This window comes from Salinimicrobium profundisediminis (assembly GCF_026241755.1).
Lineage (GTDB): Bacteria > Bacteroidota > Bacteroidia > Flavobacteriales > Flavobacteriaceae > Salinimicrobium > Salinimicrobium profundisediminis.
The window spans coordinates 138,485-152,059 of sequence record NZ_JAPJDA010000002.1 but is presented as its reverse complement, the minus strand read 5'-3'; the positions used below and the strand labels follow the sequence as shown (position 1 = coordinate 152,059).

Here is a 13,575-nt window from a genome sequence, read left to right as displayed (position 1 = left end):
AATAAATACGGGTGCAACAAGAAATAAATCTTCAGGTTTCTCCTGAAACTGCCGCAAATACCGAAGCCTTAAAACATCATCTTTCGAGGGAGAAGGGAATTCCTTTTTCTGAAATAAGACATGTAGAGATCTTAAAAAGGAGCATCGATGCCAGGCAAAAGAAGATCAAAGTAAATTTAAGGGTGCAGCTTTACCTGCAGGAAAACTTTGAAGCAGAAAAGATCAATAAACCGGAATATAAAGATGTTTCGGCTGCCCAACCCGTGATCATTGTGGGAGCCGGGCCTGCCGGATTATTTGCCGCCCTTCGTTGCATTGAACTGGGTAAAAAACCCATTGTTATTGAAAGAGGAAAAGATGTTCGTGCTCGCCGCCGTGACCTCAAAAAGCTGAATATTGAACATATAGTAAACGAAGATTCCAACTACTGTTTTGGAGAAGGAGGCGCCGGAACTTACTCTGACGGGAAACTCTACACCCGAAGCAAAAAACGTGGGGACGTTAACAGGATCCTGGAACTTTTTGTTGCCTTTGGTGCCACCCGCGAAATTATGGTTGAGGCGCACCCTCACATTGGTACAAACAAGTTGCCTGCTATTATTGAAAATATCACCCGCACGATTATTGAACATGGTGGAGAAGTACTTTTTAACGCGAGGGTAGTAGATTTTGAGGTGAAAAATGATGAAATCGCTGGTGTGCAGTTGCTTGACGGAAGAAAAATAGCTGCGAAAAAGGTCATTTTAGCGACGGGACATTCGGCCAGGGATATTTTTACGCTACTGTACAACAAAAAGATCTATATAGAAGCAAAACCTTTTGCCCTGGGCGTAAGGGTAGAGCATCCTCAAAGCCTTATTGACCAAATCCAGTACCACACTGCAAACCGTGGAGAATTCTTGCCTCCTTCTGCCTACAGCATTGTAAAACAGGTTGAAGGCCGGGGAGTTTATTCCTTTTGTATGTGCCCCGGCGGGATCATTGCACCCTGTGCCACCTCCCCGGGAGAGATCGTGACCAATGGCTGGTCTCCCAGCAAGAGAGATCAGGCGACGGCAAACTCTGGAATAGTGGTGGAAATAAGACCTTCAGATTTTGCAATTTTTGGAGATTCACCATTGGCAGCTCTCAAATTTCAGCAGGAAGTGGAGAAAAAAGCCTGGCTCGCCGGCGGAAAAACTCAAACCGCCCCTGCACAAAGGCTGGTGGATTTTAGTAAAGGCAAAACCTCCGGAAATCTTCCGCAGACCTCCTACAAACCCGGAATTACTTCAGTAGACTTAGGAGAAGTGCTGCCAGATTTTGTTCATAAAAGCCTTCAGAAGGGATTTGTGGAATTTGGCAAAAGCATGAAAGGCTACTTTACCAATGAAGCTGTAGTGCATGCTACCGAATCCCGAACTTCCTCGCCCGTGCGTATTCCACGTGATCCTGCAACTCTTGAACATGTGCAAATAAAAGGGCTTTATCCCTGTGGTGAAGGTGCAGGCTATGCCGGTGGAATAGTTTCGGCCGCTGTTGATGGAGAAAAATGTGCTGAAAAAGCGGTTTTGGCAATAAACAATAAACAATAAACAATATTCAATGGTTCTCCTCCGCTTTCAGGTTCGGTTTTCCAGGTTTTCCCTTTCGTTTGTTCCTTCCGAAGTGTTGTGGTACAATTTTTCAAGGGGCACACTGGTTAATCCGTGTACGACTGTAGAAGCTACAACAATGAGGCTGGGAATGATCCAGACTTCCTCAAAATTAGCTTTGTCTTTAGTAAGCACGGCATAGTAAAGGGCTGCGACGCCTATAGGCCCAAACCAGCCCATGATGAGAACACTGTAAATTTTCTTCCGGAACTGAGGCATGAAGGGCATCAAAATGAGCAGCGCCGGGAGACGCCTAAAAAGGAGAATGAGAACAACGATCAACACCGGGGTCCAGCCCAGGGCATACCAGTCCTGCCAGGGCAGCATGAGCCCCAGAATAAAAAATACGGGAACGGTGGTGATCCTTTCCATAGTCTCCTGAATTCTCTCTTGTTCGAGATCTTCATTTGCAGTAATATCTTTTGCAAAAGCAAAGCCCCGGCAAAAACGGCAATAATAGGGTTCATTTGAAGCAACTCAAAACCCGACAGGAGCAACAGGGCTACTGCGATTGAAAAAGATAAAAGCGTCTTATGGTTGAGGTAGCCGGCCTTATGGGTCTTTTTAAGAAGATAACCGCAGCCGTAGCCCACGCCATATGCCAAAATTGCACAGAGAATGCTCTCATACCATAGCACTTTTACGAACCATTGCCCCAGGTCACCACTGCCTTCTGCATTTAACAGGTAAAGGGCAAGAAAAACAATTGGAAAGGCAAGTCCGTCATTCACTCCGGCTTCAAAAGAAAGTGTATTTCGCAATTTTGCCGGCAGGAATTTTTGAGCTTTTTGGCCGGTGATAAGTGTAGACGCCACTACAGGATCGGTGGGGGTTATTATAGCACCCAGTAGCAGGCATTCAAAAATATTCAGATTTGGCATCAGTAAATAAAAGACTCCGCTGGCCAGCACCCACATAAGCAGCATTCCGAAGATCACCAGGATAGAAAGGGTAGTAGCATTTTTCCTAAAAATGTGGCTTGGAAGCCGCAAAGCAGTTGCCATTAATGCCATTGCAATGGTGAACTGGCAGGCTACTTCAAGAATATAAAATTGGGTAGGAGAATCAATGATCTGTATTAGGTTGAGCACAGCGGGCCCCAATATTACACCCAGCGAAAGTGCCAGTAAGGGTTCGGTAATTGAAACATTTTGGATCTTTTTAAAAAATGCACCTACAAGTATGATCAATAAGCTTATAAAGAATATGATAGTCATTGCATCCATTGGTGCCCTGTTTTTAGCTGTTATTTTAAAGGTAAGCAGTTGCCGCTGCTATTTTCTTAAGAATTTTTTAAAATGTTGGAATACCAGGTGGTCTTTGCTGCTGTATTTGCTGGCGAACACTTAAAGTTCCCTTAATGCAATGGTGCAGTTAGCTGCTTTCTATTATCTTGTATAGTAGGCAGATACTCAAAAAACATTCTTTATGCTTTTAAACAAAGACAATACATGCGCCAGCTAATAATTAAAATTGCAAAAGGACACAAGGACGAAGTTTTAAAATCTATTGAAGAATTCGAGGGTAAGAATACTATTTATTTACCTCAGGACGAGCAGGATGTATTTGTTATTTATTTGCCAAACAGAACAGTTAATAATTTTCTCAAGCGTATTGATGAGTATGAAGAACCGGAAATAAGTCTCATTCCGCGGGGGGTGATCACTTTGTATCCGCCGGCTTCAGAATCTCCCGGGCAGGTGGCCGATGTACAGCCTAAAAGTTCGTTGGAAATTTACCTGGGCGGCATTCAAAGTGTAGGTTCTGTAAAAGGCCTCATTGGTTATTCTTTTGCCGCCGGGATTATTGTGTGGATAGGACTTTACACCACAACAATTTTTCTTTTAGTGGCGGCAATGTTAGTTGCTCCTTTTGCAGGTCCGGCTATGAATGCGGCACTGGCCACTGCAGCAGGAAAGATGCCTTTGCTTAAAAGCAGCCTTAAACGTTACGGTATGGCCATAGGAATAGGAATATTGGCCAGTTTTTTAATGACCGTAATATTTCCTCTTGAAACCTTGACGCCGTTAATGGTAGAAGTGAGTCATGTGTCAAAAGTGGCACTTTTACTACCTCTTATTTCAGGTTTTGCGGGGGCAATAAATATAGTGCAATCAGAAAGGGACAGTCTGGTTTCGGGTGCGGCAGTGGGCATCCTGGTTGCTGCTTCCCTTGCGCCACCTGTAGGACTCGTGGGTGCCGGAATTTACATGATGAACTGGGAAATTGTATGGAGCAGCGTTTTCAGGATCATCCTGCAACTGCTGGGAATTCATTTGGCCGCCACACTTGTTTTCTATTTCTTCGGAAGAGTTACTCCGGGAGGGGTTCGTTTTCTTAAAGGGAATAAAAAGCTCACCTACCTTACCACAGCCATTGTAACACTGGGAATTGGAGCAATGATGGTGTGGCAGTTCAGTCAGCCTCCTTTTCTTCGGAAGGCCAGCATGAATACAGAGCTTACTGAAGAACTTGATAAAGAACTCAATAAGCTTGACTACATTGAGGTGATAGGAAAGGATGTGAATTTCACAAATACCATGATCAATGGAAATCCTACAGTGAGCTACAATATAACCGTGCTTCCCAGTGATACTACTTTATCAGAAAGTGTTCTTAAAAAGAGGATAATCAATCATCTTAAAGAAAACCTGCGCCACCAGGAAGACAATATTTATGAAGTCTTTCAAGTCAATGTAGCTGAAGATTAATAATCTGGAATAAATTATGGACGACACTACTTTTTTATGGAACGGACTCCAGCCTTTGGTGCGCATCGTAATAGTTGGTGTTACGGCTTACCTGTCTATAGTTCTTATCTTGCGGATATCTGGGAAAAGGACCCTGGCAAGCATGAGCGCCTTTGACTTTGTAATTGCGGTTGCGGTAGGTGCTGTTTTTGGACGGACCCTCACCACCAAAAACCTTTCAATTTCTGAAGCCCTTACAGCCTTTATTTTACTGGCGGTGCTTCAGTTCGTTTTTGCATACTTCGAAAATAAGTCAGATACTTTTAAAAATATATTCAACACCAAACCCAGGCTTTTGTATTACAATGGAGAGTTTCTTGAGAAGAACCTGCACAAGGAGAGGCTCGATAAGAGCAAGGTTCTTAGTGCCGCCCGAAAAAAGGGCTTTGGCAGCATGAATGATGTTGCCGCGGTGATTCTTGAGATTGATGCCACCCTTTCGGTAATTGGGAAATCAGAGGAGGGTGAAAACTCAACGTATAGCGAACTGGTAGAGAAAAATGATCTTTAAAAATGTAAGAAAGCATCTTCTATGTGCTCCAGCCGGGTTCCTGCCTTATTTTTAATTATGGCAACAATATCAAACCGCACTTCTACATCCAGGTTGTGCTCATTGACAAAATAGTCTATCGCCTTAACCAGCTGATTGATCTGTTTCTTCTTTACGAAATCCTGCGGATCCCCAAAAAAATCGGGCGTACTGCGGGTCTTTACTTCAACAACTGCCAGGATGTTGTCTTTACGGGCAATGATATCAACTTCCGCCTTTTGGTACATGAAGTTTCGGGCCACAATTTCATAGCCGGTTGCCAGAAGATGTGCTACAGCAAGTTCTTCTCCCCGTTTACCTAATTCATTGTGCTGTGCCATCAGTTTTTAAATCCTTTGTAAAACAGGGTGTCAAAAATGTCATTTTTGGCACCCTGTTTAGGTATAGGTTACTTCAATTTAAGACCTGCTTTCCTTTTGATAGATTACGGCCCTCACCTTCAGGTCAAGGTTGATAATATCCTCTGGATTGGCTTCTATGATGTGATCTCCATAAAAGTTTTTTGGAGGTGCATCTACCGGGGTTAAGAAGACCCTTACATTAGAATCATTCATCTTCCCGTCCTTCCAGTCTACAGCCCCGCTGTAATCCCAGCCAAACCCGTAGAAATCTATGGGCCCGTTGTTGATCTTTACCAGGTCTTCATAGCGGGTGCCAACGGTAATCCCTTCACCTGTATGCCAGCGGCCATCTTTTTCAACATAGATTTGATGCGGCAGGTTTTGGGTTTTATCTTCCCAGATAATAAGGAGTTCGTCATTGGTCCCCGGATAAAGAATACTGTAAGCCCGCTCTACCGTACCCTCGTCAAAAAGGTCAATTCCTTCAGAGATTTCTGCTTCAGGATAAATGCTTGCTAACCGGTTTTCGCTAATGACTTCAGCTAAATTTTCAAGCTGAAATCTTTCCGAAGAAGTGGCTGTGAGTTTTCGGCTTTTACAACCTGAAATTGATATTATGAGCGCAAGGAGGAACAGTTTCTTCATTTCTACTTTTTTACTAAAATGCAGAAGATTTGTCGCATCGGCATTGCCTTTTACTAAAATTTAACGTGTAATCCCCTGCACTTGCTTAACTTTACAGCCTTTAATTTTGAGAATGGAATTACCAAAAAGATATACGATTACGGCGGCCCTGCCGTATACTAACGGGCCTATACATATTGGACATTTGGCAGGCGTTTACGTACCTGCCGATATATACGCGCGCTTCATGAGAATGCAGGGGCGCGAGGTGGCCTTTGTGTGCGGGAGTGATGAACACGGGGTGCCTATTACCATAAAAGCAAAAAAAGAAGGCATTTCTCCACAAGATGTGGTAGATAAATACCATAAAGTAATTAAAAGAAGCTTTGAAGACTTCGGAATTTCTTTCGATAATTATTCGAGAACTTCGGCTAAAGTTCATCATAAAACAGCTTCCGAATTCTTTAAAAAGCTGTACGATTCTGGTAAATTTACTGAAGAAACCACCCAACAACTCTACGATCCTGAAGCTGAACAATTTTTGGCCGACAGGTTTGTGGTGGGTACCTGCCCAAAATGTGGTTTTGAAGAGAGTTATGGCGACCAGTGTGAAAAATGTGGAACCAGCCATAACGCTACAGATCTTATCAACCCAAAGTCGGCCATCACTGGCTCCACTCCGGTCTTGAAGGAAACCAGGCATTGGTTTTTGCCGCTAGATCAATACGAAAGCTGGCTTAAGGAATGGATCCTTGAAGGGCATAAAAAAGACTGGAAATCTAATGTATACGGACAGGTAAAATCCTGGATAGACGACGGGCTGCGACCACGTGCGGTGACCCGCGATTTGGACTGGGGGATTCCTGTACCCGTAGAAGGTGGCGAAGGCAAGGTGCTGTATGTATGGTTTGATGCCCCTATAGGCTATATTTCGTCTACTAAAGAGTGGGCAGAGAAAACCGGCAGAGATTGGGAACCGTTCTGGAAAGATGAAGACACCAAGCTTGTACATTTTATAGGGAAAGACAATATCGTATTCCATTGCGTTATTTTCCCGGCCATGCTTAAGGCTGAAGGCAGTTTTATCCTTCCGGAAAATGTACCTGCAAACGAATTTTTGAACCTGGAAGGCAACAAGCTTTCCACTTCAAAGAACTGGGCGGTATGGCTGCATGAATATCTTGAAGAATTTCCTGGTCAGCAGGACGTGTTGAGGTATGCCTTAACTGCTAACGCGCCGGAGACCAAAGACAATGATTTTACCTGGAAAGATTTTCAGGCAAGAAATAACAACGAGCTGGTTGCCATTTTTGGAAACTTTATCAATCGGGTGGTAGTGCTCACCAACAAATATTACGAAGGAATAGTTCCTAAACCCGGAGCATTTTCTGAAGTTGACGAACAAACTTTAGCCGAATTAAAAGCCTATCCTGCAGTGATTGCAAGTTCTATTGAACGATACAGGTTTAGGGAAGCCCAGGGCGAACTCATGAACGTAGCCCGCCTCGGAAATAAATATTTGGCCGATGAAGAGCCATGGAAGCTTATCAAGACCGACGAAGAAAGGGTGAAAACCATCATGTATGTGGCGTTGCAGATAGCCTCGGCACTGGCCAGTCTTAGTGAACCCTTCCTGCCATTCAGTTCACAAAAGCTGAAAAATATATTAGATTATAGCCGCTCTACTTCGGAAGCAGTGATCAACACCAGCGGAGTTGTTTTTGGAGAAGAGCAGGAGGAAAGCGAATGGGAAAAGATTAGCGCCGGAAAAGAGCTTTTAGAACCCGGACATGCAATTGGGAAAGCCGAATTACTTTTTTCAAAAATAGAAGACGAACAAATTCAGAAGCAATTGGATAAACTGGAAGCAACAAAGGCAGCAAACAAAGCCGAAAACAAAAAAGCCGAACCCCAGAAGGAAATTGCCACTTTTGAAGATTTTTCAAAAATGGACCTGCGAGTGGGCACAATAGTCGAAGCCGAAAAGATGCCAAAAGCCAACAAGCTTTTAGTGCTGAAGGTAGATACCGGAATTGATGTACGCACCATAGTTTCAGGTATTGCCGAAAGCTTTAAACCTGAAGATATTATAGGAAAAAAAGTAACCGTGCTTGTGAACCTTGCACCGCGTAAACTGCGCGGGGTGGAGAGTGAAGGTATGATCTTGATGACCCAGAACAAAGAAGGAAAGCTCGTATTCGTGAATCCCGATGAAGAGGGAGTGAAAGAGGGTACAGTGATTTCGTAGGTCTCGACTCCGCTCGACCTGACAATGCATTGTCTCCCCGAGCACCTCGGCTGCGCTCGGCACAGGCTCTGTCGAGGGGTTTCTTTCTAGAACGATCTTCAATTTGAAAAGATGAAACTGTATTATGTCTATATCCTTGAATGTTCCGATAAACTCCTTTATACGGGTATAACAAATGATATTTCCAGAAGACTGGAAGAACATAATGCTGGATTAAATAAAAACAGCTTCACCTATAAAAGGAGGCCAGTAGAAGTAATATTTCACCAGGAGTTTACTAATGTAATTCAGGCAATATGGTTTGAAAAGAAGATCAAAAAATGGAGCGCTCAGAAGAAAAGAGCTTTGGCTAATGAAGATGAGATACTTCTGAAGCTTTTGGCTGAGTGCCGGAATGAAAGTCATTCTAAAAATAGGAATATTAATAATTAGGAGATTGCCAGTGAGCTTATCCTGAATAATATTTAGAAAGGATTGAGGTCTCGACTTCGCTCGACCTGACAAATGAATTGTCTCCTTTACACCATTTAGTCTCCCCGAGCGGAGTCGAGGGGTTTCTTGAGAAAAAGAATTAAAAAAAACGATAGGAGGTTTGCATTCCGCTCGACCTGACAAAAAAATGCTCAAAATCGCTTTCCATCCCATTTACTTTCTGCCTTTGCCCAAAGGCCATCGTTTCCCGATGGAAAAATATGAACTGGTGCCACAGCAATTACTTCACGAGGGCACCTGCACCCAGGAAAACTTTTTTGAACCTGTATTCCCCAACGAATCTGATATTCTTGCTGTTCACGATAAGAATTATGTAGAGGCGCTAAAGAATCAGACGCTGAGCTACCGCGAAGCCAGGAGCATTGGCTTACCTCTGTCTAAAAAACTGGTGGAACGGGAATTTCTAATTACCTCGGGCACTATTAAGGCGGCAGAATATGCTCTGCAACATGGCATTGCAATGAACATTGCCGGTGGCACCCATCATGCTTATTCAAATCAGGGGGAAGGCTTTTGTATGTTTAACGATCAGGCGGTGGCGGCGAAATGGCTGCAAAAGGAAAATCTAGCAAAGAAGATCCTTATCGTCGATTTAGATGTACACCAGGGAAATGGAACGGCAGAAATCTTCCAGAATGATCCTTCGGTCTTTACTTTTTCTATGCACGGGAAAAACAATTATCCCTTTAAAAAGGAAAAATCTGATCTCGATATAGAGCTGGAGAACAATACCGGCGATGAAGAATATCTAAAGATCCTGAAAGAAACCCTGCCCCGACTTATCGAAGAACAAACCCCTGATTTCATCTTCTATTTAAGCGGAGTGGACATCCTGGCTACAGATAAACTTGGAAAGCTGGGCTGCACCCAGGCCGGTTGTAAGAAAAGAGACCGATTTGTACTGCAAACCTGCCATGACCTGAGAATTCCGGTTGAAGTGAGTATGGGCGGCGGCTATTCTCCCCATATTAAAAATATTGTGGAGGCACACGCCAACACTTTCCGGCAGGCACAGGAAATCTATTTTTAAAAAATAACAAGCGCAGGGAGTTCCTGCACTTGTTACTCAAAAATGGCATTTTTGACACCTATTTTTCCGGCAGGATCAATTCTCTGCATACAACTTCGGTTACATATTTTTTGATGCCGTTCTTGTCTTCATAGCTTCGGCTGTTCAGTTTTCCTTCGAGCTCAATTTCCCTGCCTTTAGGAACCTGCTGCTCCACCATCTCGGCCATTTTGCCCCACGCGACGATATTATGCCATTGGGTATCGGTCACTTTTTCTCCTTTATGATTGGTGTAGGTCTCTCGTGTGGCAAGGGAGAATTTTGCCAGTTTTCGACCGGTACTTAATGTGATGATCTCGGGCGTCTTGCCCACGTTGCCCGACAGCTGTACGTTGTTTTTTAGCGTGTTCATAATTGTATGAATTATCGTTAATAGATCCTTATTTTCCGAGAAGCAGTACCTCATTGCAAACTACTTCTGTTACATATCTTTTTATGCCGTCTTTATCCTCATAGCTGCGGCTGGTAAGTTTGCCTTCCACACCTATTTCTTTACCTTTAGGCACGTAGTTTTCAATAAGATCGGCAGTTTTGCCCCAGGCAACTACGTTGTGCCATTGCGTATCGGTTACTTTTTCGCCTTTGTTGTTCTTATAGGTTTCATTGGTGGCGATAGAGAATTTGGCAAGCTTCTTACCCGATTCCATGTTTACGATCTCTGGTGCGTTCCCTACGTGTCCAATAAGCTGTACTTTGTTTCTTAGTGTGTTCATGATGTCAAAATTTGTTTTAGCTGAAATTCATTTGTTCATTTCAACGAGACAAACCTACTACCGGTCTCAAATGTTATTCGGTTGATACTGATTTGTTTTCGTTTACATCCGTTTGTAAGTGTTTGTAAACGAATAATTTTTGCAGCATAAATTTTTGTATTATTACAAAACTGCTGTGTTACCAACCATTTGAGACCAACCAAGAATGAATCAAAGAGCCTTCTGGAAATACTACCGGGATTTCAATTTTTTCAACCTCATTTTCTCTGTGATCTCGGGAATTTATTTTGGAGCGGTAAGCGGTACGCTAATCTTTCTTAGCTTCGGAATGTTTATTGGCTATCTTGGTTACGAAACCTTCAGAAAAAATGAATATTACCTGTATTACAACCTCGGATTTACAAAAAGATTCCTTCTGAAGAAGGTGTGGATCTGCAATCTCATTTTTGTGACTCCGCTTCTAATTATACTCTTCCTTTTTCTATGAAACAGTTGTAGCACATTAACCAAACTCACTCAAAAAAATGAACACATACCTACTGATTGGAACATTTCTCCTGTTCGGAGCAGCAATCTTCTTCAAATTCAATTCAACACGGACAGCTGACAACTGGAACATTCCTAAAAATAAAATTTCTACACTTCAAAAGATTGATTCACAACAGCAGCGGACTTTAAAGCTGGTGGTTACCTATGACTATGGGGAAACGCTTGAAACAATATCCGAAAATACTACTCCCGAAATTATACAAGATTTAATGGAATCAATCAACTGGAATGTATTTCATATTGTGCAACTTGAAGATAAAAATGGTAACGCTTTACACGTAAGTGGAAGTTTAGAAGAAGATGGATTAGCTTCGGGATACGTGACTGAGAATGACCATTTACTCAAATCTGTACCACCAACATCAGTGGAGGAAATGACAACAATTTTAATTGATTTCCTGGAGAGTGAAAATAATTGGAGAAAGAAGTATAAATACGAATAAAACGTGCTACAACAACACATAAAAACAATGCTGAAATCTGTCTCAAATCGAAACTTTATGCTCGCTTGCAACGCTTGATTGTCCTGCGGACAATCAAGCTCGCCAGCTCGCACTGTTTTTATATGAGAACGCTCGAAGTAAGTAAGCTGAGTCATAGCTTCGGAAAAAATCAGCTTCTGTGTGATGTTGCCTTCAGCTGTAAAACGGGTGAGATTATTGGCCTTTTTGGCAGGAATGGTTCAGGTAAATCTACTTTGCTTAAGGCGGTAATGGGAATTATAAGTGTAGATGCTGTAAGTTTAACGCTTGATGGTGTGAAGGTGAAAACTTCCGAAGTAATTCCGAAGAAAATGACAGGCTATTTGCCTCAGGACAGTTTTCTCCCCAAAGAGCTGAAGGTGCGCGATGTGATTCCCCTTATTTTTCCTGAAGGCGAAGCGCAGGACAGGATATTTTACTCGCCGGGAGTCGCTGCTTTTGAAAACAAAAAAGTCGGCAAGCTCTCTGCCGGACAATTAAAGTACCTGGAATTGCTGTTGCTGGCTCACATGCCGCATCCTTTCCTGCTGCTAGACGAGCCTTTTTCTATGGTGGAGCCGCAGTATATCGAAAAGATCAAAGAGTTGCTGTTTTCGCTTAAAGCAACTAAGGGGATTGTGGTTACAGATCATTATTACCGCGATGTGCTGGAGATAGCAGTTGATAATTTTATTCTGAAAAAAGGGGAATTGCACAAGGTGGAGAACGAGGAAGACCTGGCAACGCACGAATATTTAAAAGTTAGAAATCAATGAAACCAGCTTCGGCAAAAGAAATAAGAGACGAATTAAAACACCAGGACCGGGAGGAGCTTTTGCAAATTGTGCTTCGCCTGTCGCGTTTTAAAAAGGAAAATAAAGAACTGCTTACCTATCTCCTGTTTGATGCACAGGATGAAGAGGAATACAGGCAGAAGGTGAAAATGGAGATGGATGCAGAATTTGCCTTAATCAACCGCAGCAATACTTATTACACAAAGAAGGGTATTCGTAAGATCCTCAAAAATGTCAAAAAATACAGTCGATATTCGGGGAAAAAGGAAACCGAAGTAGAATTGCTGATCTATTTTCTTCAGAAGATGAATGACTTCAAACCTTCCATCCGCCGTAATAAGATCCTGAAAAGCCTTTATGAACGGCAGCTGGACCTGGCGAAAAAGAATATGGAGAAGCTGCACGAAGACCTGCAGTACGACCTGAACCTGGAGCTGGAGAAGCTTAAATAGTATTTAGTAGTTAGTATTGAGTATTGAGAATTGAGTATTGAGAAATTTTAAGCACCAAGCACCAAGCACCAAGCACCAAGCACCAAGCACCAAGCACCAAGCACCAAAAACCAAATTCCAGTATAGTTCAATGTTCCAAACTGGTAACTTTATTGGCAACCCGAAACTTTTTTAATTGTTTATTGATAATTGATCACTGTTAATTGTAAACATGACTTTCCCAAACTTACAAAAACCCGCTTAAAGCTACGTCAGATCACAGAAGCAGATCTGGAGAATGTCTATAGTGGACTCTCCAATCCAGATGTTATAAAGTATTACGGTGTAAATTACAACAGTCTTGAAGCGACCTGGGAACAGCTGGAGTGGTATGCAGAACTGGAAAGGACCCGAACGGGCATATGGTGGGCGATAATTTCTGCTGAAGACAATAGCTTCTGCGGGGCAATTGGGTATAACAACCTGAGCAGGGAACACAAAAAAGCAGAACTGGGATTTTGGCTGCTTCCGAAGTATTGGGGAAAGGGATTTGTGCAGGAGGCGCTGGAAGTGGTGCTGGAATATGCTTTTCAAAAGTTACATCTCCACAGGATTGAAGCCTTTGTGGAAACCGAGAACATCAGTAGCCAAAATACCCTCCAAAAATGCCATTTTCAGCAGGAAGGTGTTTTAAGAGATTCAGAAATAAAGAACGGCAGGTTTATTAGTGTGGCTGTTTTTTCACTTATCAATAACCAATAAACTATAACCAATTAATAATGGGCAGAAATTAAAAGGCTGAGTGAGAAGGTCTGAGTAGATAAAAATTATCTGTGCATCTGTGGCCTTTTTTCAATGAGCAATTATCAATAAACAATTAAAGGTTTGAGTAAGCAGGTCTGAGTAGAGAGAAAATATC

Annotated in this window: 17 protein-coding genes; 11 read left to right on the top strand and 6 right to left on the bottom strand. The window is 42.6% G+C overall.

Going from position 1 to position 13,575, the window contains the following annotated elements; all coding sequences use genetic code 11:
• Positions 1-11 precede the first annotated feature (11 nt).
• A complete protein-coding gene (locus OQ279_RS01865; RefSeq protein ID WP_266068066.1) occupies positions 12-1,574 on the top strand; it encodes an NAD(P)/FAD-dependent oxidoreductase in 1,563 nt (520 codons plus the stop codon).
• 27 nt (positions 1,575-1,601) lie between these two features.
• Here OQ279_RS01865 and OQ279_RS01860 read toward each other — a convergent pair whose 3' ends face one another.
• Positions 1,602-1,961: a cation:proton antiporter gene (locus OQ279_RS01860; protein WP_266068065.1), complete on the bottom strand. Its 360-nt coding sequence runs from the start codon at positions 1,959-1,961 to the stop codon at positions 1,602-1,604.
• Positions 1,913-2,860: a cation:proton antiporter domain-containing protein gene (locus OQ279_RS01855; protein ID WP_266068064.1), complete on the bottom strand. Its 948-nt coding sequence runs from the start codon at positions 2,858-2,860 to the stop codon at positions 1,913-1,915. Before OQ279_RS01855 ends, OQ279_RS01860 begins: the two co-directional genes overlap by 49 nt.
• A gap of 225 nt (positions 2,861-3,085) precedes the next feature.
• Here OQ279_RS01855 and OQ279_RS01850 point away from each other — a divergent pair, with 225 nt between their 5' ends.
• On the top strand, positions 3,086-4,345 hold the full coding sequence (locus OQ279_RS01850; RefSeq protein ID WP_266068063.1) for a DUF389 domain-containing protein: 1,260 nt from the start codon (positions 3,086-3,088) through the stop codon (positions 4,343-4,345).
• Positions 4,346-4,361: 16 nt separating this feature from the next.
• Positions 4,362-4,895: a DUF421 domain-containing protein gene (locus tag OQ279_RS01845; protein WP_266068062.1), complete on the top strand. Its 534-nt coding sequence runs from the start codon at positions 4,362-4,364 to the stop codon at positions 4,893-4,895.
• Here the strand turns inward: OQ279_RS01845 and OQ279_RS01840 are convergent.
• Together OQ279_RS01840 and OQ279_RS01835 are read right to left on the bottom strand one after the other, a co-directional pair.
• A complete protein-coding gene (locus tag OQ279_RS01840; protein WP_266068061.1) occupies positions 4,892-5,254 on the bottom strand; it encodes a YraN family protein in 363 nt (120 codons plus the stop codon). The genes OQ279_RS01845 and OQ279_RS01840 overlap by 4 nt on opposite strands.
• A 78-nt stretch (positions 5,255-5,332) precedes the next feature.
• A complete protein-coding gene (locus tag OQ279_RS01835) occupies positions 5,333-5,920 on the bottom strand; it encodes a hypothetical protein (protein WP_266068060.1) in 588 nt (195 codons plus the stop codon).
• A 112-nt stretch (positions 5,921-6,032) separates the two neighbouring features.
• On the opposite strand from OQ279_RS01835, the gene metG reads away from it, so the two are divergent.
• The 3 genes from metG (at position 6,033) to OQ279_RS01820 (ending at position 9,669) form a co-directional block, all read left to right on the top strand.
• Positions 6,033-8,147, top strand: coding sequence for a methionine--tRNA ligase (gene metG, locus OQ279_RS01830; protein WP_266068059.1), 2,115 nt, complete (start codon positions 6,033-6,035; stop codon positions 8,145-8,147).
• A 111-nt stretch (positions 8,148-8,258) separates the two neighbouring features.
• On the top strand, positions 8,259-8,579 hold the full coding sequence (locus OQ279_RS01825) for a GIY-YIG nuclease family protein (RefSeq protein WP_266068058.1): 321 nt from the start codon (positions 8,259-8,261) through the stop codon (positions 8,577-8,579).
• A gap of 187 nt (positions 8,580-8,766) precedes the next feature.
• Positions 8,767-9,669 (top strand): histone deacetylase family protein, encoded by a 903-nt coding sequence (locus tag OQ279_RS01820; protein WP_266068057.1) that lies wholly within the window; start codon positions 8,767-8,769, stop codon positions 9,667-9,669.
• A gap of 58 nt (positions 9,670-9,727) precedes the next feature.
• Here the strand turns inward: OQ279_RS01820 and OQ279_RS01815 are convergent, their stop codons facing one another.
• Positions 9,728-10,060 carry a single-stranded DNA-binding protein gene (locus OQ279_RS01815; protein WP_266068056.1) on the bottom strand — a complete coding sequence of 111 codons (333 nt, stop codon included), beginning with the start codon at positions 10,058-10,060 and terminating at the stop codon, positions 9,728-9,730.
• A gap of 28 nt (positions 10,061-10,088) precedes the next feature.
• Positions 10,089-10,421 carry a single-stranded DNA-binding protein gene (locus OQ279_RS01810; RefSeq protein ID WP_266068055.1) on the bottom strand — a complete coding sequence of 111 codons (333 nt, stop codon included), beginning with the start codon at positions 10,419-10,421 and terminating at the stop codon, positions 10,089-10,091.
• 205 nt (positions 10,422-10,626) lie between these two features.
• On the opposite strand from OQ279_RS01810, the gene OQ279_RS01805 reads away from it, so the two are divergent.
• The 5 genes from OQ279_RS01805 to OQ279_RS01785 all read left to right on the top strand — a co-directional run bounded on the left by OQ279_RS01805 (position 10,627) and on the right by OQ279_RS01785 (position 13,418).
• Positions 10,627-10,908: a hypothetical protein gene (locus OQ279_RS01805; protein WP_266068054.1), complete on the top strand. Its 282-nt coding sequence runs from the start codon at positions 10,627-10,629 to the stop codon at positions 10,906-10,908.
• A 37-nt stretch (positions 10,909-10,945) separates the two neighbouring features.
• A complete protein-coding gene (locus OQ279_RS01800; RefSeq protein ID WP_266068053.1) occupies positions 10,946-11,413 on the top strand; it encodes a hypothetical protein in 468 nt (155 codons plus the stop codon).
• 122 nt (positions 11,414-11,535) lie between these two features.
• Positions 11,536-12,207, top strand: coding sequence for an ATP-binding cassette domain-containing protein (locus OQ279_RS01795; protein WP_266068052.1), 672 nt, complete (start codon positions 11,536-11,538; stop codon positions 12,205-12,207).
• Positions 12,204-12,677, top strand: a complete 474-nt coding sequence (locus OQ279_RS01790) for a hypothetical protein (RefSeq protein ID WP_266068051.1) — start codon at positions 12,204-12,206, stop codon at positions 12,675-12,677. Before OQ279_RS01795 ends, OQ279_RS01790 begins: the two co-directional genes overlap by 4 nt.
• 189 nt (positions 12,678-12,866) lie before the next feature.
• Complete coding sequence (locus tag OQ279_RS01785; protein WP_266068050.1) at positions 12,867-13,418, top strand: GNAT family N-acetyltransferase; 552 nt, start codon at positions 12,867-12,869, stop codon at positions 13,416-13,418.
• The last annotated feature ends 157 nt before the right edge of the window (positions 13,419-13,575 follow it).